Genomic DNA, 21,000 nt, shown 5'->3' on the forward strand with positions numbered 1-21,000 from the left:
ACGTGACGACGTTGCGAGTGGGCATGACGGTCCGGGCAGCGGCCTGCATGATCGTCCTGGCGTTGGCGGTGGCCGGCTGCGCCCGCCCGGCACCGGCCGGCGACGGCACCTCGGAGTCCCCACGCCTCCCGGGCACGCTCACGGTCCACCCGCAATGGGAGTCGTGCGAGGCCGCCACACCCGTGACCGGGATCGAGCCCGACGACAGCCAGGCGGCCCTCTCGCTGCCCCACATGGATGACGGGTTCCAGCCGGTGGCCGCGGTCGTCTGTCTGGTACAGCCGCGGCAGCGGCCCAGCGGCGGCTCGGACTGGGTCGCCGTGGAGGAGCGGGCGGACGACGTGGCCGCGCTGACGGCAGCCCTACGGCTGCCCGACGCGAAGCCGACGGCCGGGTTCTGCACCATGGAGATGCCGTTCGTCCCGTGGCTGGCGCTCCTGGACGCACAGGGCCGCTGGGTACGCCCCGGCATCCCCACCAACGCCTGCCACAAGCCACGGCAGGAGTTCCGCACGGCGTACGAACAGTTGCCGACCCGGCAGGTCACGACGCGCGTGCTGCGGGAAATCGAGTCGGACCAGGCCGTGGCCAGCGGATGCAGCCAAAAATGGGCGGACATGGTGTGGGTGGCGGGCCAGTCCGGCGGGGGCCGGCACGACGTCCCGGCGTCCCTGGCCGGCGACGACGCGGAGGTCCGCGTCTGCGTCTACCGGGTTCCCGAGAGCGAACAGGGCGGCGGAAAGCCGGCCGGCGACTTCGAGTCGGGCGGCAAGCTTCCCGCCGGGCGGTGGACGGCGATCCGGCACGAACTGACGACCGCCGCTCCGGCCACCGCGTGCAGTACGCCGAGCAGCCGCTTCGCCGTGTTGCACCTGCCCACCGGAATGGTCTACGCCGAGGCCGACGGCTGCCGGCGGGTGCTGATCGAGGCCGCCAACGGCCCGGGCGCCCTGCGACAGGGTACGGCCAGACTCGGGTCTCTCCTCTTCGAACGGTGATCGGCCGGCAGACCCGTTCGGACGCGCGCCGGGTCTCCTTGCCGCTCGTCATCGGGGTGTGCCAGCATGCCTCGGTGCATCCGCTGAGACTCGTCGAAACGAACCCCGGCAAATACTCCCTGCTGCTGGACGCGGGAACCACCGCGGTGGACGACGTGATCGAGGAACTGGGGCACGAACCCAACGGATATTTCTGGGAAGGCGTCGCGCAACTGCTCGTCAGCACCGAGGCACCCGCCCTGGAGTCCCGCTTCGCGTACGACCCCGAGGGCGGCATGTTCTGCGCCTACGGTACGGACCGATCGGCGCTGGAAGAGTTGGCCGCGCGGATGGCGGCCGTCGCCACCGACGCCGACCGAATGCGCCAACTGGTCGCGACCGCCGCCGCCAACGGGTTCGAATTCGACGACTGACCCATGACGTTCTGGGTTCACTACGTGTTGCCGCCCGGCGCGGCCCGCGACGGCATGGCCCTGCCCACCGGGGACGAGATCATCGGTTTCGCACAGACGGTCGACGTCGGCACGCGTGATCGAACGGTCGAGTTCTCCATCGTCGCGGTCGGCGACGGATACCAGATCGCCACGGACATCGACTGCACCGCCCTGCTGCGCGGGCATGCCGAGGAGGTCGCCGCCGCCGTGGACGCCTGGGTGCTCGAATTCGCCGACCGCGCCGTGCGCGTACACGAGTTGCTGTTGCACCGGTGGTACGACGTCTGCTCGGAGTCCCACCGGGCGTCGATCGAGGCGATGCAACGATGGCTGACAGCTCAGGACCCGGTACGAGATTACTGGGCATTGCTGGACCGGACGGCCGGTGCCGGCGTGTGGCGATCTTCCGGGTGCTGATGCGAGAATCGGACCCATCGCAGGAGGGGAGTATTCCTCAGCGATGGTGTCGTCAGCACGGAGGTGCTGGTCGGGGCTTCGGTAATCCGGCCAAGCACCTGTACTGACCCGTCGTGGTCACCCGGCATCATCGGTCACCGCTCTGTTGAGCCGTGACGGAAGAGACCTCCGGACAACGGGACCAATGTGTCCCCCGACTTGTTGGAGCGCGGGCTCGGCCCGCATCTGAGACCCGCCGGAGCAGGAACTCAGCTTCTTCAGCGTGTTCGCTGATCGAGCTGAGCTTGCACGACGCCCCGCTCGTTCAGCAGAGAATGGGGCGAGAAATGAATCTCTCCACGGTCGGATTCCTCCTGCTGATCTCTCTCACCGCGCCGGCCTGCCTGCTCGCGCTCGTCGCCATCGTGGCGCTTCGGGGAACGGAACCTCACGATCGACCCGAGATCCTCCGGGCCCTCGCGGTGTTCGCGCGAGCCACCTTGCGCGGATCCACCTCGTTGCGGCGCCGCCGAAGCGGGCCGGCCGGTGACTGACTACTGGCGCGCGGCCCCGGAAACAGATGACAGCGACGGAGGCCTCTCGATGCCGCTATCCGGCCGGCTCCGTCGTCACGGCGCGGGTCGGGCGGCGGGAACCGGTCAGGCCCACAACGAGCAGCAGGTAGGCGGCCAGTTCCACGGCCACGGTGAGCGCCGGAACGGGGCGCGGCAGCGACAACGTGGGCGTGATGGCGTTGCCGGCGAACATGGCGGTGCGGTCGGCCGCGTACAGGGGCAGCGGCACCGCGCCGATGCTCGCGTCCAGGTACGGCAGCGCGACCACGGCGAGCAACACCGCGCCGGCCGAGGCGAGCCGCCGGCCGTGCCCGGCCAGCGCCGTGGCGAGTGCCAGCGCGGTCAACCCGAGCGCCAGCGGCGGCAGCACCGCCAGGCCCACGGCGATCACCGGGTCGGCCGAGTCGGTGCCGTGCAGGTACGGCCGGGGTTCGGCCCGGACGGCGAGCCAGATGTCGACGACCCGGACGACGGCGTACCCGGCGACCAGTAGGGCGGCCACCGCCGCGCCGGCCGTGACCCGCCGGTGCCAGCCGTCGCGGCGCCACACGGTCAGCAGCACCGCCACGGCGGTCAACGACGCCCAGCAGAGGGTGAGGCCCGACTCGAAGCCGGACGGCACGTCGAGGTCGGCGCCCCGCTCGATCATCAGGACGTGGCGTTCGGTGCCCGGGGCGGGTGGCGTCGTCCGGACCGCGTCGAGGAGCAGCACCGTGAGGGCCGCCGGAACCGCCCAGCGGGGTGCCGGCACTCCGCTGACCAGGGCGTAGGCGAGGAGCAGGCCGAGGCTCAGCACCTCGGCGTAGCGCCAGACCGGCTGGGCGACCAGTACGCCGGCGGCGTGCAGCCCGGCGAACGCCACCGCGCCGATCAGGAGAGGTGGTCCAGGACGCACGGGCCGCATCCTGTCACGGCCTCCCGCCCACCGCTGCCCCACGACGGCACGAGCCGAGGTCGACGTCGGCGGCGGGTGCCCGTTCGCCGATCGGCCACCTACTGGCGCCACCCTCAATTGCCTGACTAAAGTCAGGCGTATGGACTCGGAGCTTGTCGCCGCGGTGCGGCGGTTCAACCGGACGGTCACCCAGCGGGTGGGGGCGCTCGACGACGAGTACATGGCCCGGGGACGCCCGCTCGCGCAGGCACGGCTGCTGTGGGAGATCGGCCCCGGCGGCGCCGAGGTCGCGGCGCTGCGGGCCCGGCTCGGCCTGGACTCGGGATACCTGAGCCGGCTGCTGCGCGCCCTCGAAGGCGACGGGCTCGTCACCGTCGGCCCGGCCGAGCAGGTCGGCGGCGACGCACGGGTACGGGCGGCCACGCTCACCGAGGCCGGGCAGGCCGAGTGGGTCGAACTCGACCGACGTTCCGACGAACTCGCCTGGTCGATCCTCGCGCCGCTCACCGAGCACCGCCGTGAACGGCTCGCCGCGGCGATGGCCGAGGTCGAACGGCTGCTCGTCTCGTCGATGGTGGTCATCGAGCCGTGCCCACCGGGCGATCCCCGGGCCCGGGCGTGCGTACGGGCGTACGCCCGCGACGTCATGCGACGGTTCGACGACGGGTTCGACCCGGCGCTGAGCAACCCGGTCCACGACGAGGAACTGGTCCCGCCCGCCGGCGTGTTCCTGCTCGCCACCCTCAACGCCGAGCCCGTCGCCTGCGGCGCGGTCAAGCTGCACCGCGACGCACCCGCCGAGATCAAGCGCGTCTGGGTGGCGGACACCGTGCGCGGGCTCGGGGTCGGCCGGCGGATGCTGAGCGAGCTGGAACGGTACGCCGCCGAGCGCGGCTGGGCCGCTGTCCGGCTGGACACCAATCGCAACCTCACCGAGGCGATCGCGATGTACCGCTCGGCCGGCTACCGGGAGATCGAGGCGTACAACGCCGAGCACTACGCCCACCACTGGTTCGAGAAACGCCTCGCGCCGTGACGGCGTACGCACCGGCTGATCGGGGCGCTGTGGAAGGCTGACCTGATGGCGTACGCGACGGATCCCGACGTGCTGCTGGCGGCGCGGGCCGGAGACGCGGACGCCTTCGCCGCGATGGTCGGCCCGCTGCGCGGGCAGTTGCACGCCCACTGCTACCGGATGCTCGGCTCGACTCACGACGCGGAGGACGCGGTACAGGAGACCCTGGTACGGGCCTGGCGCGCGCTGGAGCGTTTCGAGGACCGGGGTTCGATCCGGCCGTGGCTCTACCGGATCGCCACCAACCGCTGTCTGTCGATGCTGGACCGGCGTACCCGTCGGGAGTTGCCCGCCGACCTTCATGCCGCCGGCGCACCCGACGCCGAGGCCGCCTGGCTTGATCCGTACCCGGACGACCGGTTGGGCCCCGAGGGGCGGGCCCTGGCCAGGGAGAGCCTGGAGCTGTCGTTCGTCGCGGCGGTGCAGCGACTGCCCGGCCGGCAGCGGGCGGTGCTGCTGCTGCGGGAGGTGCTCGGCTTCACCGCGCGCGAGGTGGCCGAACAGCTCGACACGAGCGTTGCCTCGGTCAACAGCGCGTTGCAGCGCGCCCGCGGGGTGCTCGACGCGGGGCTGCCCGCCGTCACCCAGCAGGCGACGCTGCGCGAGTTGGGCGACCCGGCGGTGCGCGATCTGGCCCGGCGGTACGCGGCGGCGTGGGAGGAGGGCGACGTCGACCGGATCGTCGCCATGCTCACCGACGACGCGAAATACTCGATGCCGCCGCTGCGGTCCTGGTTCACCGGCCGGGACGCGATCCGTGGGTTCCTGCTCGACGGCCCCCTGGCGTGCCGCTGGCGTTTCGTGCCGGCCACCGCGAACGGCCAGCTCGCCTTCGGCACCTACCGCCGGGACGGCGACGTCGGCGTCTTCGTCCCCGGCGGGCTGGACGTGCTCACGCTGCGCCGGTTCGGCGTCGCGGAGGTCGTGTCGTTCCTCGACGCCGACTTCGGAGCGTTCGGCCTGCCCGCGAACCTGCCGGGCTGACCGCCGGTGCGATGAGTTCGGCCGTCTCGCCGGGTTCCACCGGTGAAGGAGGCAGTCAAATGCAGAGATACGAGGATGACGAGAAGCTCATCGGTGACCTCATCGAGCGGTGGGTGGCCGCGATCCAGAAGGGCGACCTGGCGGGCGTGCTCGCCGACCACGCCGAGGACGTCGTGATGTTCGACGTGCCGCCGCCGCAGGACGGCGTGCGGGGCATCGACGCGTACCGCGACGCGTGGCCGCCGTTCTTCCGCTGGCTCGCCGGCGGGGCGGTCTTCGAGATCGTCCGGTTGGAGGTGACCGCCGGCGCCGACGTGGCGTTCGCCCACGCGCTCCTGCGCTGCGGCGCGCCGGAGCACCTCGCGCGGCACCCCGGCCACCGGCTACGGATCACGCTCGGGCTCCGCAAGGACGACGGGCGGTGGGTGGTCACGCACGAGCACCACTCGTTCCCGCTCGCCGGGGCCGAGGACGCCGCGGCCTCCGAGCAGGAGATCCGGGAGGTGCACGAGCGGTGGTTCGACCGTACGGCGGCGAAGGACCTGGACGGGCTCATGGCGCACATCGCCGATGACGTGGTGTCGTACGAGCACGAGGTGCCGCTGGAGTACGTCGGCCTGGCGCGGGTGCGGCAGGTGTGTCAACGCGGCCTGGCGGCCGGCTCCGGCGAGGTGACCTGGCAGGTGCCCGACCTGACCGTCGTGGCACGGGACGACCTCGCCGTGGCGTGGGGATTCAACCGGGTACGGGTCGAGACGCCGGACGGGCGACTCGACGAGTCCTGGTCGCGGGGCACGCGCGTGTTCCGGCGTACCGAGGGCGGCTGGTCGATGGTGCATCAGCACCTGTCGTTCCCGTACGACCCGGGGTCGGGTGCCGCCCGCACCGATCTGCGGCCGTGAGACGCGGGCGGGGCCGTCATGGCCCCGCCCACCCGAACCGGTCCGGCCGGCGTCACCGCGTCGCCGCCTCGGGTACGCCGGTCGGGCGGGCGGCGTGGATCGGGCCGGTCAGCCCGGACAGTGGGTGGCCGGTGCCGCCGTGCCGCCAGGCCACCAGCTCGGCGGCGATCGCCAGCGCGGTCTCGACGGGGCCGTGTCCGCCGAGGTCCAGCCCGGCGGGCGCGCGTAGCCGGGCCAGGTGCGCCTCGGGGACCCCGTCGGCGCGTAGCCGGGCCAGGCGGGCCGCGTGTGCCGCGCGGCTGCCGAGCACCCCGAGGTAGCCGGCGGGGGTGTCCAGGGCCGCACGCAGCAGCGGTTGCTCGTAGCGGGGATCGTGGCCGAGCAGGCAGAGCACCGTGTCCGCGGTGACCGGGGTGGCGGCGAGCAGGCGGTGCGGCCAGGCCCGGTGCACCTCGTGCGCGGCGGGCATCCGTGCGACGGTGGCGAACGCGGGTCGTGGGTCGCAGACGACAACCCGGTAGCCCAGGTCCGATCCGAGCCGGGCGAGGGCCGCGGCGACGGCGGTGGCGCCGAACAGCAGCATCCGTGGCGCGGCCGGTGTCACCTGGAACAGCACGCGTACGCCGGGGCGTTCGCCGTGGCGCAGCACGACCGTGCCGGCCGGCAGCCCGGCCGCCCGGTCGACGGCCCATTGGTCCAGGTCGGCGGTGCCGAGCGTGCCGTCGGTCCGGCTCCGACGGATCACCAGTTCGGCGGCGAACGGTGCCCGGCCGCCCACCACGGTCGCCACGGCGGCCGGGTCAGGCCCGGTGAGCGCGGCCAGGGAGCGTGCGGTCGGCCCGTCGGCGGTGACCCGGCGTAGCAGGATCTCGACGGTTCCGGCGCAGCCGGGCCGGGCCGGCCAGGGGCCGTCCTCGCCCACCGGGTAGCGGGCCAGCCGGGCCCGGCCGGTACGCAGGGTCTCGGCCGCGGCGTCGAGCACCGCCGACTCGACGCAGCCGGCCGGGACGCCGCCGCGTACGTCGCCGGTGGGGTCGACGGCGAGCAGGTCGCCGGGGGCGGTGGCGGTGCCCGCGCTGCTGGCGACCACGGTCGCCAGTCCGAAAGGGATCCGGCGTAGCCGCCAGTCGTGGGCCGCGGCCAGGACGTCGCGCATGCGGCTTCACCGATCGCCAGTTCCGGGCGTATGCCCGTATTTGTCAGTGGATGTCGCGGTAAACGGTAGTCTGACGCGGTGCGCAGCGGGCGGGACAGCGGAAAACCGGCGGACGACGACTGGTCGTCCCGGGTCACCCTCGTCGTCAACGGCGTCGAGCACGACCTGAGCCTGGACAACCGCACCACCCTGCTGGACGCCGTACGGGACCGACTCGGCCTGACCGGCAGCAAGAAGGGCTGCGACCACGGCCAGTGCGGCTCGTGCACCGTGCTGCTCGACGGCCGGCGGGTCAAGAGCTGCCTGATCCTGGCCGTGACGCTGGACGGCCGCCCGGTGGTCACCGTGGAAGGGCTCGCCGGCCCCGACGGCCTCGCCCCGATCCAGGCCGCCTTCATCACCCACGACGCCTTCCAGTGCGGCTACTGCACCCCCGGACAGCTCTGCTCCGCCCAGGGCATGCTCGACGAGGTGGCCCGCGACTGGCCCAGCGCGGTGACCGCGGACCTGACCGCGCCCGCGGAACTCACCGACCCGGAGATCCGGGAACGGATGAGCGGAAACCTGTGCCGCTGCGCGGCGTACCCGAACATCGTGGCCGCGGTCCGCGAGGCGGCGGCCCGGTGAGGCCCTTCCGCTACCACCGGCCCACCGAGGTCGCCGAGGCCGTCGCCCTCCTCGACGCCGAGCCCGACGCCGCGTACCTGGCCGGCGGCACCAACCTGGTGGACCTGATGAAACTCGGGGTGCAACGGCCGAGCCTGCTGGTCGACGTGACCCGACTGCCGCTGGACACCGTGCAGACCCTGCCCGACGGCGGGATACGCATCGGCGCGAACGTACGCAACAGCGACCTCGCCGCCCACCCGGTCGTCCGGCGCGACTACCCGGTGCTCGCCCGGGCGCTGCTCGCCGCCGCCTCCGGACAGCTGCGCAACATGGCCACCACCGGCGGCAACCTGCTGCAACGCACCCGCTGCGCCTACTTCCAGGACACCTCGAAGGCGTGCAACAAGCGCGAGCCCGGCACCGGCTGCGCGGCGCGGCACGGGCAGAACCGCGACCTGGCCGTACTCGGCTGGTCCGAGCACTGCGTGGCCACCCACCCGTCCGACATGGCGGTCGCCCTGGTCGCGCTCGACGCCGAGGTCGAACTGCACGCACCGGACGGCCCCCGGCAGATCCCCCTCACCGAACTGCACCGCGAACCCGGCGACCGGCCCGAGCAGGAGACCACCCTGCCCCGGGGCGCGCTGATCACCGCCGTACGCCTGCCGCCGTCGCCGGTCGCCCGCCGCTCGTCGTACCACAAGGCGCGCGACCGGGCGTCGTTCGCCTTCGCGGCCGGCTCGGTGGCCGCCGCCCTCGACCTGGCCGGCGACGTGGTCCGCGACGTCCGGCTGGCGTACGGGGCGGTGGCGCACCGCCCGTGGCGGGCCCACCGGGCGGAGCAGACGCTGCGCGGCCGGCCGTTCACCCCCGAGCTGGCCGCCCACGCCGCCGACACCGAACTCGCCGCCGCCCGCCCGCTGGAACACAACGCCTTCAAGGTGCCGCTGATCCGCAACCTCACCGTACGGGCGCTGACCGAGCTGGCGGGCCGGCCGTGAGCACCGAGGTGGGCGTGGCGCACCCCCGGCTGGAGGGCCGGGACAAGGTGACCGGCGCCGCCCGGTACGCCGTCGAGTTCCCGACCGACGACGTGACGTACGGCTGGGCGGTGCCGGCCGGCGCCGCCCGGGGCCGGATCACCCGGATCGACGCGGCCCCGGCGCTGGCCGTACCCGGAGTGCTCGACGTGCTGCACCACGGCCACGCGCCGCGCCTGGTGCCCGGCGTGGACGCCACCCTGTTCCTGTTGCAGGAGCCGGCCGTGCACTACCGGGGCGAACTGATCGCGGTCGTGGTCGCCGAGACCCTCGAAGCGGCCCGGGAGGGCGCCCGGCTGGTCCGCGTCGACTACGACACCGAACCGCACAGCACCGTCCTCACCGAACACCACCCGGGCCTGTACCGGCCGGACAAGGTCAACCCGGCGTACCCGGCCGACACCGCCGACGGGGACTTCGACGCCGGCTTCGCCGCCGCCCAGATCCGCGTCGACGCCACCTACCGCACCCCGGCCCACCACAACAACCCGATGGAACCGCACGCCGCCACCGCCCGGTGGCGGGACGGGCGGCTGCTGGTGCACGACTCCAACCAGGGCTCGACCTCCGTCCAGGCCACCCTCGCCGGGCTGTTCGGGCTGCCCGACGAGGCGGTCCGGGTGATCACCGAACACGTCGGCGGCGGCTTCGGCAGCAAGGGGGCCGCCAAGGCGCCCGTGGTGCTCGCCGCGCTCGCCGCCCGGCAGGTGGGCCGCCCGGTCCGGCTCGCCCTGACCCGCCAGCAGCTCTTCGGCCCGATCGGCTACCGCACCCCCACCATCCAGCGGGTCCGCCTCGGCGCCGACGCCGACGGCCGGATCACCGCGGTCTGCCACGACGCGATCAGCCAGACCTCGACGATCCACGAGTTCACCGAACAGACCGCTGTCTACACCCGCGGCATGTACGCCGGCCGCCACCGGCGCACCACCCACCGCGTGGTGCGGCTGGACGTGCCGACCCCGTTCTGGATGCGCGCCCCCGGCGAGTGCCCCGGCGCGTACGCGCTGGAGTCGGCGATGGACGAGCTGGCGACCGCCTGCGGCGTCGACCCGGTCGAGCTGCGGATCCGCAACGACCCGCCGGTCGACCCCGAGCAGGGGCAGCCGTTCAGCAGCCGGAACCTGGTCGCCTGCCTGCGCGAGGGGGCCCGCCGGTTCGGCTGGGCCGACCGGGACCCGACGCCCGGCCTCCGGCGCGACGGGCGGTGGCTGGTCGGCACCGGGGTCGCCGGGTCCAGCTACCCGGCCCGGTCCCGGCCCGCCGCGGCGGCGGCGACCGCCGCACCGGACGGCACCTTCGAGGTACGGATCAACGCCACCGACATCGGCACCGGCGCCCGTACGGCCCTGTGGCAGGTGGCCGTGGACGCCCTGGCGGTGCCCGCCGACCGGGTGGCGATCCGGATCGGCGACAGCGCGCTGCCCCCGGCCGGCGTGGCCGGCGGTTCGATGGGCACCGCCTCCTGGAGCTGGGCGGTCATCCGCGCCTGCGAGGGGCTGCGCGAGCGGCTGCGCGAGTCACCCGGCGACCCGGTGCCGGCCGAGGGGCTGACCGTCGAGGCGAGCACCGCCGACGAGATCCGGGCCCAGCCGGCCCGGCCCCGGTACGCCTACGGCGCCCACTTCGCCGAGGTACGGGTCGACGTCGACACCGGCGAGATCCGCCTCAACCGGATGCTCGGGGTCTTCGCCGCCGGGCGGATCGTGAACCCGACCACCGCCCGCAGCCAGTTCATCGGCGGCATGACCATGGGCGTGTCGATGGCCCTGCACGAGGAGGGCCTGCTCGACGAGCGGTACGGCGACTGGGTCAACCACGACCTCGCCACCTACCACGTCAGCGCCTGCGCCGACGTCGAGCGGATCGAGGCGTACTGGCTGCCGGAGGAGGACGCCGAGCTGAACCCGGCCGGGGTGAAGGGCATCGGCGAGATCGGCATCGTGGGCAGCGCCGCGGCCGTCACCAACGCGGTGCACCACGCCACCGGCGTCCGCATCCGCGACCTGCCCGTCCGGCTGGACAAGCTGCTGGACCGGCTGCCGGCGCGCTGAGGGGCCGGCGGAACGCCACCGGCCCCTGTCCCGTCCGCCCGGTTGCGCCGGTCAGTCCGCGAGCGCGCCGCCCGCCCGCCCCTCGTGCACCGTCAGGTTCCGGCCGGAGGCCGGGTCGAAGAGGTGGATCTTCTCCAGGTTGAACCAGACCCGCCGGCTCTCCCCCTCCCGCGCCGGCGACTCCGCCGACAGCCGGGTGACCAGGCCGGTGCCGGCGCCGCTGAAGTCGGCGGCGCCCACGTCGGCGGCCAACTCCTCCAGCTCGGCGGCGCTGGCCCGCTCCCCCTCGACCGTGAGGTGGACGTACTTGTCGGAACCCATCGACTCGACGATCTCCACCGGCGCCTCGAACTCCATGCCCCGGCGGCGGGTCTCGTCGTCGATCAACGCGGCGTCCTCGAAGTGCTCCGGGCGGATGCCGAGGATCAGCTCGCGCGGCGCGTCGGCCCCGGACAGTTGCCGGCGTACCCGGTCGCCGATCGGCACGTCGCCCAGCGCGGTCCGCAGGTGCCCCTCCTCGACGGCGGCGTGCAGGAAGTTCATCGACGGCGAGCCGATGAAACCGGCGACGAACAGGTTGCCCGGGTGGTCGTAGAGCTCCTGCGGCGGGCCGACCTGCTGCACCGCGCCGCCCCGCATGATCACCACCCGGTCGCCGAGGGTCATCGCCTCGGTCTGGTCGTGGGTGACGTAGACGGTCGTGGTGCCGAGCTGCCGCTGCAGCCGGGACACCACCGTACGCATCTGCACCCGCAGCTTGGCGTCCAGGTTGGACAGCGGCTCGTCCATCAGGAACGCCTTGGGCTGGCGGACGATCGCCCGGCCCATCGCCACCCGCTGCCGCTGGCCACCGGAGAGGTTGGCCGGCCGGCGGTCCAGCAGCGGCGTCAGCTCCAGGACCTTCGCCGCCTCGTCCACCTTCTGGTTGATCGTCTCCTTGTCCAGCTTCGCCAGCCGCAACGGGAAGGCCATGTTCTCCCGCACGGTCATGTTCGGATACAGGGCGTACGACTGGAACACCATGGCGATGTCCCGGTCCCGGGGGGCCCGGTCGTTGACCCGCTGCCCGGCGATCCGCAGCTCGCCGGAGCTGATGTCCTCCAACCCGGCGATCATGTTGAGGGTGGTGGACTTCCCACAGCCGGACGGGCCGACCAGGATCACGAACTCGCCGTCGGCGATCTCCAGGTCGACGTCCCGCACCGCCATGGTCCCGTCCGGGAACCGCTTGCTCACCTTGTCGAGCACGATGTCAGCCACGACTGTCACCTATCCCTTGACGGCGCCGGAGGTCAGTCCGGAGACGATGCGGCGCTGAAAGAAGAGGACGAAGAGAATGATCGGAACGGTGATCACCACGGCGGCGGCGCAGATCGCCCCGGTGGGGTCCTCGAACTGCGACGCGCCGGTGAAGAACGACAGCGCCGCCGGCACCGTACGGGACCGCTCGGTGGAGGTCAGCGAGATGGCGAACAGGAAGTCGTTCCAGCAGAAGATGAACACCAGAATCGCCGTGGTGAACAGACCCGGCGCCGCGAGGGGCGCGATCACCCGCCGGAACGCCTGGCCCTGGGTGGCGCCGTCCATCTTCGCCGCCTTCTCCAGGTCCCACGGGATCTGCTTGAAGAACGCCGACAGCGTGTAGATCGCCAGCGGCAGGGCGAAGGTGATGTACGGCAGGATCAGCCCCGGCCAGGTGTCGAAGAGGCCGAGCTGCCGCTCGATCTCGAACAGCGGCGACACCAGCGACACCTGCGGGAACATCGCGATCAGCAGGGACACCCCGACCAGCAGCCGCTTGCCCGGGAAGTCCAACCGGGCGATCGCGTACGCGGCCATCGCGCCGAGCACCACCGCGATCGCGGTGGCGATCAGCGCGATGCCGATCGAGTTGACCAGGGCCCGGACGAACTGGTCGGTGTCGAGGATCGTCCGGTAGTTGTCCAGCGTCCACTCCCGGGGGATGAACCTCCCGTCGGTGAGCGTGGCCGGGGTCTTGAACGACAGCGAGGCGATCCAGAGCACCGGGATCAGCGCGAAGACGACGACGATGACGTCCAGCAGACCCCAGCGAAGCTTCGCCCGCACGGTGGTTTCGGTGGCCATGTCAGCGCCTCTCCCCGTCGTCGCTGCCGGGGGCGGCGGTGCCGAACAGTTTCACGAAGACGAAGGCGATGATCGCCACGCTGATGAAGATCAGCACCGACATCGTCGAGCCGATGCCGAGGTTCAACCCGCGGATCAGGTTGTTGTAGGCGAGCATCGACACCGAGGACGTCTCGTTGCCCCCCGCGGTCAGGATGAAGATGTTGTCGAAGACCCGGAACGCGTCCAGGGTCCGGAACAGCAGCGCGACCAGGATCGCCGGCTTCATCACCGGCAACATCACCTTGGTGAACCGCTGCCAGCCCGTCGCGCCGTCGGTCGCGGCCGCCTTGAGCAGGTCCTCCGGCACCAACGCCAGGCCCGCCATCAGCAGCAGGGCCATGAACGGCGTGGTCTTCCAGATCTCGGCCAGCATGATGATCGCCAGCGAGCTGGCCCGCTCGGTCAACGGCGCACCGCCGTCGAAGAGGTTCGCCAGGTAACCGGTGCCCGGCGTCCACGCGTACCGCCAGGAGAACGCGGCGACCACCGTGACGATGCCGTACGGGATCAGCGCCGCCGTACGCACGATGCCCCGCCCGACCAGCGTCCGGTGCATGACCAGCGCCAGCCCCATGCCGAGCACCAGTTCCACCGCGACGGTGACCACGGTGATCAGGGCGGTGACCCCGAACGCGGTCCACCAGAACTGGTTGGTCAGCACGGTGGCGTAGTTGTCCAGCCCGACGAACTCGCGCTGGTCCGGGAAGCGCAGGTCGAAGCGCTGCAACGACAGCCAGCCCGAGTACAGGATCGGATACGCGGTGACCAGCAGCATGACCAGCGCGGCCGGCGCGCAGAGCAGCCAGCCGAGGCGCCGTTCGGCCCGCTTGTTCTCGCTCAGCGGCGGCTTCGTCCGGCGGCGGGTCCGCTGCGCCGGCACCGTCGCGTGCCGCCCCGCGGTGCGTTCGGTCCCGGCGGCGACGTCCGCGCCGGCCGGATTCGCGTTCACGCTCATGCCGTCACCTCCGGGCGGTCGGCCCGCTGCGGGTGGATCAACTCGCTCACGGCAGGACCCCCTTCGACTCGAGGGCGTCGGCGATCGCCTTGCGCAGGTCGTCGGCGGTCTGCTCGGGCCGGATCGCCGACGGCGGCGACAGCATCGCCGACATGACTGTGGAGATGCTCTGGTAGGCCGGGGTCAGCGGCCGGACCGCCGGCTCCCTCAGCTCCGCCAGGATGGTCTCCCTCATCGGGTACGCCTTGTCCATCTCCGGGTCGTCGTAGACCCGCTCGATGGTCGGCGGCACACCGTCGTTGACCGCGGAGAACTTCTGGTGCTCGGCGTCGCGCAGACACCGGGCCGCCTCGAAGGACTCCGTCGGGTGCTTCGAGTAGGCGCTGACCGCCAGGTTCACACCGCCGATGGTGACCTTGCTCGGGGTGTTCGCGTCGATGCCGGGCACCCGCGCCCACTTCACCTTCTTCGCCATCTCCGGCGCCGCCTCCTGCATCGCCGGATAGACGAAGGGCCAGTTGACCTCGAAGGCACCGCCGCCGGACTGGAACTCCAGCCGTACCGGATCCTCGGTGGCGTTGCTGAACGACGGCGACGTCACCCCCGACGTCGCGAGCTTGCGCAGCTGGTCGAGGGCCTTGACGGCACCTTCGTCCAGCACCGCCCGCTTGCCGTCGTCGCTGAGGATCTTCCCGCCGGCGCTCTCCGCGAGGGTGTTGTAGAGGACGACCAGACCCTCGTACTGGGCGCCCATGGTGAGCACCTGGTAAGGCTTGCCCTGCTCCTTCAGCCGCTGTGCGGCGGAGATCATCTCGTCCCAGGTCTTCGGCGGCTCCGACACCAGATCGGTGCGGTACCACAGCAGCTGGACGTTGGTGTTCTTCGGCGCGGCGTAGAGCCTGCCCTCGTACCGGGCGGTGTCCAGCGGGCCGGCCAGCGTGCCCTGCTCCGCCTCCGCCTTGTCCTGACCGGTCCACTCCCGGATCCAGTGCGCGCTGGCGAACTCCTGGGTCCAGGTGACGTCGAGGCCGAGCACGTCCATCCCGCTGTCCCGCGCGGCCAGCCGGCGCACCAGCTGCACCCGCTGGTCGTCGGCCTGCCGCGGCAGCACCCGGTAGACGATCCGGTAGCGGCCCTGGGCCTGGGCGTTGCAGTCGTCGACGACCTTCTGGAGGTTCTGCTCCGGCGGGTAGTACAGGTTGATGGTCGGCGCACCGCCGTCGCCGCCGGACCCGCAGGCCGCCAACGGGGCCACCAGCGCCAACGCGGCGACCGCCGCCGCACGTCTGGCCGGCCGCCGCCGGTGCGCGGTCGCGTCGGGGTCTGTCGTCATCGCCCTCCCCCTTTCATCGGCGAGAGCCGGGGGGAGTCACCCGTGCCCCGGCGCACGGCGAGACGGTCGGGACGAACGGTGGCGGCAGGTCCGCCCACGCCCCGGGCGTTTCGATGCGCCCAACAGTGCCCGACCTGCGCCGTTACGAAACCTGACAGTGACGAGACGAGCACGACAGGCCGCCCCGGGCCGCGTGTGTCGGGGGCGGCCGGCATAGTGGGCCGCATGATCGCGCGCTTCAAGGACCTGTGCATGGACGCCGCCGACGCCCACCACCTCGGCGCCTTCTGGGCCGGCGTCCTCGACGGTGACCTGGTCGACACCGGCGACGGCGACACCCGGATCGATCCCCGGGCGGCCACCAGCAAGGCCGAGTCGATCTGGGTCAACAGGGTGCCCGAACCGCGCACCGGCAAGACCCGGGTCCACCTGGACCTGCGCCTCGCCGAGCCGGAGCGGGCCGCGCTGCTGGCCGCCGGCGCGCGGCTGGTCCGCGAGCCGGACGCGGAGATCAACTGGTGGGTGCTGGCCGACCCGGAGGGCAACCAGTTCGGTGCGTTCCGGCCACGCGGGGACGCCCGGCCCGGCGTCCTCGCGCTGGTCGTCGACAGCGCCGACCCGGCGGGCCAGGCGACCTGGTGGGCCGGGGTGGTCGGCGGCCGGGTGGAGACCACCGCGGAGGGCGCCGCCTCGCTGGTGGACGCGGACGGCTTCCCCTGGGAGCGCTGGGTCTTCGATCCGGTGCCGGAACGCAAGCGGGTGAAGAACCGGGTGCACTGGGACGTCGACCTGACCGGCCCGGACCCCACCGCGCTGATCGCCGCGGGCGCGACCCTGCTGCGCGAGCCCGACGACCGGATCCCCTGGTGGGTGCTGGCGGACCCGGAGGGCAACGAGTTCTGCGCCTTCGCGCCGCGTCCCACCCAGTGAGCGGCGAGGCTACCCAGCATGCGCCGGGTGGTTTAGCGTTTGCGTAGCTCCTAGTCAGCGCGTCGCCGTCGAAGTCGATACGCCTCCGGCCGACCCAGGCCGCCCGATCGGTTGGTTCTCGCGCGAACTCGCCTCCGCCGTACCACCGGTTGGGCAGGATCGTCCCAACGAGGAGGTAGCCGTCGTGCAGGACACCCGCGCTCTCGCCCTGACGTTCGAGGTAAGCGGCCTGCCCCCGGTCAAGACCGAGGCCCTGTCCATCTTCGCCGCCGGGCACCGGCAAGCGGCGAGGGTCCGCGCCCTGCTCCAGGCCGCCTGCACGGCGGCCCAGCACACCGGGTGGACCCCGCTCGGCGGTCCCGTCGAAGTGGACGTGACCCTGCGCTGCCCGCCCGGGCACCGCACCTCCGACGCCAGCACCCTGCTGGGCGGAGTCTGCGCGGTGCTCCAGGACAAGAAGCGGGTGGCGAACATCGGCCTGGCCCACCTCGGGGTGCTGGTCGACGTCGCCCTCTACGACGACGACCGGCAGATCCGCCGGCTGTCGTACGCCGAGGAGCCGGCGGAGGAATTCTCGTACCAGGTCCGGGTGGCCGCCGTACCGGCGGCGGTTTGACCGACGGCCGCGGTGGGGTATCGCGGACGCCGACGAAGGGAGCGCCAGTGTCGGAGCCACACGTCACGCTCGACCCGAGCGGGCTGGACCCCGTGCAGCGCAAGCTGCGCGGCCCGCTGGAGGATCAGCTGACCTCGGCCCTGCAGGCGGCCACCGAACGGGTCCGCGCCAGTTACGCGGGCGAGCCTGTCGAGGACGTCTGCCGTCGGCTCCTCGACGAGACCCGCGCCGGCCTGCACCCCGACATCGCCGCCGGCTTCCAGCCCGACATGGACGAGTTCTGCCGGGTGGCGGTGGCGATCGTCCGGGGCGAGGTCGCCTGAACCACGCGTGACGCGACCGCGTCGGCCCAGCGGCCGGCGCGGTCGGCCCGCCCCGACCAGGGGCGATCGTCCCGATCAGGCGGAACGCGCCGGGCGCTGGACCCGCACGGGTGTCATCGGCACCGGGCCGGCCGGCCACGCGGGCAGCGGATGCAGCATCGAGGGAGCCGGCGGCTCCGCCAGCTCGGCGGCGTAGTCGCACACCAGCGGAGGCAGCCGGTAGCCACCGGACTCGTCGACGCAGACCAGGTGGGCGTCCAGCAGCTTCTCCAGTGCCTGCCGGACCCGTTCGACGGAGACGCCGAGCCGCGCCGCTGTCGTGTGGGGCGCCGTCGCCTCCTCGGGCGCGGACCCCAGCAGCACGAAGACCTGGCCGATCAGCTCGTCGTCGGCGCACAGGGCCGCGTAACCGAGGTCGAGCCGGTCCCGCACCGACAGGTCGTCGTCGGTCAGCCAGTCCAGCAGGTCGTCCCGCAGTTGAGCGACCAGGTCGGCCACCGACGCCGTGGGCCGACGGGCCAGCCGGGAGGCGGCGATCCGCAGCGCCAGCGGCGAGCCGGCGCAGAGCCGGACCAGTGCGGCGGCGTCGGCCGGCGCGGCGGCGAGCCGCTCGGCGCCTCCGAGCGCGTCGAGCAGCGTGTGGCCCTCGGTGGCGGGCAGGCCGCCGAGCGTGACGCGGCACACCCCGTCGAGGCCGCGCAGGCAGCGCTGGCCGACGACGATCAGAGCAGGCCCCGGAACGGCGGGTACGAGCGGACGGACCTGGGCGGCGTTCGTGACCCCGTCAACGATGAGCAGGACGCGACATCCGGCGAGCAGGGAACGCAGCCGGCCCGCCCGCTCGCCGGTCCGCTCGGGGATCTCGTCGGCGTCGACGCCGACCGCGCGCAGGATCCGGGCCACCACGTCGTCCCCGCTGAGCGAAGGCTGGTAGCCCAGGTCGACAAAGACCTGACCGTCGGGGAAGTCCGCGGCGACCACGTGCGCCGCCCGGACGGCCAGCGCCGTCTTGCCGATGCCAGCCATACCACTGACGGCCACGGCGGGCGGCGCCGAGTTGGTCAGCCCCGCCACGACGTCGGCGGTCTCCCGGGTACGTCCGACGAAGGGGACCAGGTCCGCCGGCAGCTCCCGCGGCACGGTCCAGCCGACGGTGGGCCGCACCTCGACGGCCGGCGCCGGCACGGTGACGGTCGGGGTGGCCGGTGGGGCGTACGAGAGCTCCGGCGCCCGGTCGAGCACGGCGCGGTGCAGGCCCGCCAGCTCCCCGCCGGGCTCGATGCCGAGTTGCTGGTCGAGGATCGTCCGGGCGTCCTGATAGACGTTGAGCGCGGCCAGGGCGTCCCCGCAGCGGTAGAGGGCAAGCATGAGCTGAGCCCAGGCCCGCTCCCGCAGGGGGTGGGCGGCGAGGTGGGTACGCAGCTCGGCCAACATGGGTCCGTGTTCTCCGACGGACAGCCGCGCCTCGGCCAGTTCCTCGAAGACCTGGAGTCGCTGCTCGTCGAGGCTGGCCCAGCGGTTGTCCAGCGCCGTACCCTGCGGCAGACCGTCACCCGACGCCCCGCGCCAGTGGGCCAGTGCCGCGGTCAGCGCCGCGATGGCACTGGCGAAGTCCTCCGTGGCCAGCAGGGCACGGCCCTCCCCGGCGAGCCGCTGGAACTCGGTGACGTCCAGCTCGTCCGGCGCCACCCGCAGCTCGTAAGCGTGCGGGCGGGCGATCAGGCGCTCACCCAGGGCGCGGCGCAGCGCCGCGGCGTGGGTACGCAGATTCGCCACGGCGGACGCCGGCGGGGCGTCGGCCCAGACCATCTCCGCCAGCCGGCTGAGCGACACGGGCCGGTTGGCGTCCAGTGCCAGCCCGGCGAGGACCGCGCGTCGCTTCGCGGCGCCGAGCGGCACCAATTCACCGTCGACGTATAGCTCCACCGACCCCAGAAGCCGAATCCCCAGTTTCATCTCGCGCTCCCCCGTTGAACCTCGAGCGCGCTCAGGCTAAAGGGACTTTGCGGGCGAAACAAGGCCGGAAAGTCAGCGCCGGCATGTGACGAACATCAATGCATATCGCAGCGTGTCGCGGTAACAATAATTGCGTTGAAAGCGCCGCAGAATTTCGCTACGCACGGTAACCAGCATGCCGGCGGCCAGGCGAGGCTGGCGGGAATCCCGACCAGCCCCCTTCACCACCACTGCCGTAGCCGCGACAGGAACCCTGCCGGCACCGAGCCGGACGTGAATTCCTCGCCCGCCGCCAACCAGCCTACGTTGAGAGCCTTCGAACACCAGCCCTCGGCCCGGTTGTACCCGTAAGGACTGAGATCCGGGTAGTACACGTCAGAAGAACACCTCTCGGCAGACCGTGTGCGGGCAGGGCGTTCGGGTAGCCATCGACCTGTTCGGCGTCGGCGGGCAGCGACATCGATGCCGTCACCGTCGAGATCGAGTCACGACTCTGCCTGACCCCAAGAGACACTCCCCATCGACGCCTTCAACGCCCGAGGCCCCACGGCGAGACGTCCGGAGGACGGAGACCGGGGCGACCCGTACCGGTCGCCCCGATCCCCCGTCCGTACAGGTGCGGTGACAATCAGAGGGACAACACGGATGGCCGACTGACGTCACCGAAGTGCATCAGGACAAGGTCCCCCTTGGCGGAGACGCCCTGCGGCACGCCGGGCAGCGCAGACCCATCTGGTAACACCAGCCGTGACTCCTCCGACAGCTCGAGACCCGCCCCGGTTAGGTGATGCCGGCTCACCACATCGAATCCGGCGGGCTGGTCGCCTCTCCGCTTCGGCCATTCGTAGCGCCCCAGAAGAAGCAGGTCGTCTCCCCGCTTCGCCAGCCCCGACGGAGACTGGTTCTCCGTCGCCCAGAACCGGGATTCCCCTGAGACGGCAAGTTCGACCACCGAGTTCCGCCAGTCGACCGCGGCGAGCCGACCAGCGGCCGACACGTTGAGCGAGTAGCAGTGGAAACCCGGCTCGGCCACCCCAGCGTCCCTGGACAGAACCCACGAGAGGTGGCCCTCCGGCGACCACCGGCAGACGCCGGGGAGTAGGACTCCATCCGCGAGATCCGGCCGCCCGGCGGCTGGCGGTGGAACCCACAGGCCGGCTTGGTCCCGGTACCCGACCCACAGGGCGCCCTCATCGTCCATGGCCAGATGAGAGAACTGGCTACCCACTGAAATGCCCCGGAACACCTTGCCGTCCCCGTCTGCGAACCAGACGTTCTCCGCCGATTCAGCGGTGCCGTCGTCGCTTTCGACGCCAACGGCACGACTGGCGAACACGTAGCCCTGCGGACCGTGGTCGGCGGTGTCGGCGACTTGAGGCAGGTCGGGCAGCGGCACGAGCTGCCCGTCCCGCCATACCGCCATTCCGCGTCCTGTCGGGGGCTTCCTGCTGCCTACTTCTGGCTCGACCGCGGCCAGGTCCGCTCCGGCCGGAGCCAGCAGGAAGATCTCCTTCCCCCAGAAGTCCAGCCCGGAGTAGACCACCCTCCACGTGTCGTCAATTGGTGGAGCCGAAACTTCCCGCAAAACGTACATGGCACTTCCCAAACCGATCGGTCCGAC

22 protein-coding genes are annotated in these 21,000 nt (G+C 72.4%); 13 read left to right on the top strand and 9 right to left on the bottom strand.

Going from position 1 to position 21,000, the window contains the following annotated elements; translation table 11 throughout:
* Positions 1–23 precede the first annotated feature (23 nt).
* The 4 genes from GA0070621_RS13915 to GA0070621_RS13930 all read left to right on the top strand — a co-directional run bounded on the left by GA0070621_RS13915 (position 24) and on the right by GA0070621_RS13930 (position 2,382).
* Positions 24–998 carry a hypothetical protein gene (locus GA0070621_RS13915; protein ID WP_091195487.1) on the top strand — a complete coding sequence of 325 codons (975 nt, stop codon included), beginning with the start codon at positions 24–26 and terminating at the stop codon, positions 996–998.
* On the top strand, positions 995–1,411 hold the full coding sequence (locus tag GA0070621_RS13920; RefSeq protein WP_167666896.1) for an immunity 51 family protein: 417 nt from the start codon (positions 995–997) through the stop codon (positions 1,409–1,411). Before GA0070621_RS13915 ends, GA0070621_RS13920 begins: the two co-directional genes overlap by 4 nt.
* 3 nt (positions 1,412–1,414) lie before the next feature.
* Entirely contained in the window at positions 1,415–1,849 is a 435-nt protein-coding gene (locus GA0070621_RS13925) for a hypothetical protein (RefSeq protein ID WP_091195490.1), read from the top strand.
* A gap of 326 nt (positions 1,850–2,175) precedes the next feature.
* Complete coding sequence (locus GA0070621_RS13930) at positions 2,176–2,382, top strand: hypothetical protein (RefSeq protein WP_091195492.1); 207 nt, start codon at positions 2,176–2,178, stop codon at positions 2,380–2,382.
* A gap of 55 nt (positions 2,383–2,437) precedes the next feature.
* Here the strand turns inward: GA0070621_RS13930 and GA0070621_RS13935 are convergent, their stop codons facing one another.
* Positions 2,438–3,307, bottom strand: coding sequence for a hypothetical protein (locus tag GA0070621_RS13935; RefSeq protein ID WP_407940339.1), 870 nt, complete (start codon positions 3,305–3,307; stop codon positions 2,438–2,440).
* Positions 3,308–3,437: 130 nt separating this feature from the next.
* On the opposite strand from GA0070621_RS13935, the gene GA0070621_RS13940 reads away from it, so the two are divergent.
* The 3 genes from GA0070621_RS13940 to GA0070621_RS13950 are packed head-to-tail and all read left to right on the top strand — an operon-like array spanning position 3,438 to position 6,259.
* Positions 3,438–4,334, top strand: a complete 897-nt coding sequence (locus GA0070621_RS13940; protein WP_091195497.1) for a helix-turn-helix domain-containing GNAT family N-acetyltransferase — start codon at positions 3,438–3,440, stop codon at positions 4,332–4,334.
* Between the two features lie 45 nt (positions 4,335–4,379).
* The gene (locus GA0070621_RS13945; protein ID WP_091195500.1) at positions 4,380–5,357 is read left to right on the top strand and encodes a sigma-70 family RNA polymerase sigma factor; all 978 of its coding nucleotides are present in this window, start codon (positions 4,380–4,382) and stop codon (positions 5,355–5,357) included.
* 59 nt (positions 5,358–5,416) lie between these two features.
* Positions 5,417–6,259 carry a YybH family protein gene (locus GA0070621_RS13950; protein ID WP_157739988.1) on the top strand — a complete coding sequence of 281 codons (843 nt, stop codon included), beginning with the start codon at positions 5,417–5,419 and terminating at the stop codon, positions 6,257–6,259.
* A 52-nt stretch (positions 6,260–6,311) separates the two neighbouring features.
* Here GA0070621_RS13950 and GA0070621_RS13955 read toward each other — a convergent pair whose 3' ends face one another.
* A complete protein-coding gene (locus GA0070621_RS13955) occupies positions 6,312–7,415 on the bottom strand; it encodes an XdhC family protein (protein WP_091195506.1) in 1,104 nt (367 codons plus the stop codon).
* 78 nt (positions 7,416–7,493) lie between these two features.
* Here GA0070621_RS13955 and GA0070621_RS13960 point away from each other — a divergent pair, with 78 nt between their 5' ends.
* From GA0070621_RS13960 to GA0070621_RS13970, 3 genes are read left to right on the top strand one after another with little or no spacing between them, the layout of a single operon-like run.
* Positions 7,494–8,042, top strand: coding sequence for a 2Fe-2S iron-sulfur cluster-binding protein (locus tag GA0070621_RS13960; protein WP_091195508.1), 549 nt, complete (start codon positions 7,494–7,496; stop codon positions 8,040–8,042).
* Positions 8,039–9,025, top strand: coding sequence for an FAD binding domain-containing protein (locus tag GA0070621_RS13965; RefSeq protein WP_091202402.1), 987 nt, complete (start codon positions 8,039–8,041; stop codon positions 9,023–9,025). Before GA0070621_RS13960 ends, GA0070621_RS13965 begins: the two co-directional genes overlap by 4 nt.
* Positions 9,022–11,118, top strand: a complete 2,097-nt coding sequence (locus GA0070621_RS13970; RefSeq protein ID WP_091195511.1) for a xanthine dehydrogenase family protein molybdopterin-binding subunit — start codon at positions 9,022–9,024, stop codon at positions 11,116–11,118. The genes GA0070621_RS13965 and GA0070621_RS13970 overlap by 4 nt, the downstream gene beginning before the upstream one ends.
* A gap of 51 nt (positions 11,119–11,169) precedes the next feature.
* Here the strand turns inward: GA0070621_RS13970 and GA0070621_RS13975 are convergent, their stop codons facing one another.
* From GA0070621_RS13975 to GA0070621_RS13990, 4 genes are read right to left on the bottom strand one after another with little or no spacing between them, the layout of a single operon-like run.
* A complete protein-coding gene (locus GA0070621_RS13975; RefSeq protein WP_091195514.1) occupies positions 11,170–12,378 on the bottom strand; it encodes an ABC transporter ATP-binding protein in 1,209 nt (402 codons plus the stop codon).
* 9 nt (positions 12,379–12,387) lie between these two features.
* Positions 12,388–13,224: a carbohydrate ABC transporter permease gene (locus GA0070621_RS13980; RefSeq protein WP_091195516.1), complete on the bottom strand. Its 837-nt coding sequence runs from the start codon at positions 13,222–13,224 to the stop codon at positions 12,388–12,390.
* A 1-nt stretch (position 13,225) separates the two neighbouring features.
* Positions 13,226–14,221, bottom strand: a complete 996-nt coding sequence (locus GA0070621_RS13985) for a carbohydrate ABC transporter permease (protein WP_091195519.1) — start codon at positions 14,219–14,221, stop codon at positions 13,226–13,228.
* A 46-nt stretch (positions 14,222–14,267) separates the two neighbouring features.
* Entirely contained in the window at positions 14,268–15,554 is a 1,287-nt protein-coding gene (locus GA0070621_RS13990; protein WP_091195522.1) for an ABC transporter substrate-binding protein, read from the bottom strand.
* Between the two features lie 225 nt (positions 15,555–15,779).
* Between GA0070621_RS13990 and GA0070621_RS13995 the strand changes: the two genes are divergently transcribed.
* From GA0070621_RS13995 to GA0070621_RS14005, 3 genes are all read left to right on the top strand, one after another.
* On the top strand, positions 15,780–16,484 hold the full coding sequence (locus tag GA0070621_RS13995; RefSeq protein WP_091195524.1) for a VOC family protein: 705 nt from the start codon (positions 15,780–15,782) through the stop codon (positions 16,482–16,484).
* Positions 16,485–16,668: 184 nt separating this feature from the next.
* The gene (locus GA0070621_RS14000; RefSeq protein ID WP_091195526.1) at positions 16,669–17,100 is read left to right on the top strand and encodes a RusA family crossover junction endodeoxyribonuclease; all 432 of its coding nucleotides are present in this window, start codon (positions 16,669–16,671) and stop codon (positions 17,098–17,100) included.
* Between the two features lie 47 nt (positions 17,101–17,147).
* Positions 17,148–17,423 (top strand): hypothetical protein, encoded by a 276-nt coding sequence (locus GA0070621_RS14005; RefSeq protein ID WP_091195529.1) that lies wholly within the window; start codon positions 17,148–17,150, stop codon positions 17,421–17,423.
* Positions 17,424–17,498: 75 nt separating this feature from the next.
* Here the strand turns inward: GA0070621_RS14005 and GA0070621_RS14010 are convergent, their stop codons facing one another.
* The 3 genes from GA0070621_RS14010 to GA0070621_RS14015 all read right to left on the bottom strand — a co-directional run bounded on the left by GA0070621_RS14010 (position 17,499) and on the right by GA0070621_RS14015 (position 20,973).
* On the bottom strand, positions 17,499–19,379 hold the full coding sequence (locus GA0070621_RS14010) for an AfsR/SARP family transcriptional regulator (protein WP_091195532.1): 1,881 nt from the start codon (positions 19,377–19,379) through the stop codon (positions 17,499–17,501).
* Between the two features lie 221 nt (positions 19,380–19,600).
* A complete protein-coding gene (locus tag GA0070621_RS31350) occupies positions 19,601–19,753 on the bottom strand; it encodes a DUF7919 family protein (protein ID WP_456237996.1) in 153 nt (50 codons plus the stop codon).
* A 254-nt stretch (positions 19,754–20,007) separates the two neighbouring features.
* Positions 20,008–20,973, bottom strand: a complete 966-nt coding sequence (locus GA0070621_RS14015) for a hypothetical protein (protein ID WP_157739989.1) — start codon at positions 20,971–20,973, stop codon at positions 20,008–20,010.
* Positions 20,974–21,000 lie beyond the last annotated feature (27 nt).

This window comes from Micromonospora narathiwatensis, assembly GCF_900089605.1.
GTDB lineage: Bacteria > Actinomycetota > Actinomycetes > Mycobacteriales > Micromonosporaceae > Micromonospora > Micromonospora narathiwatensis.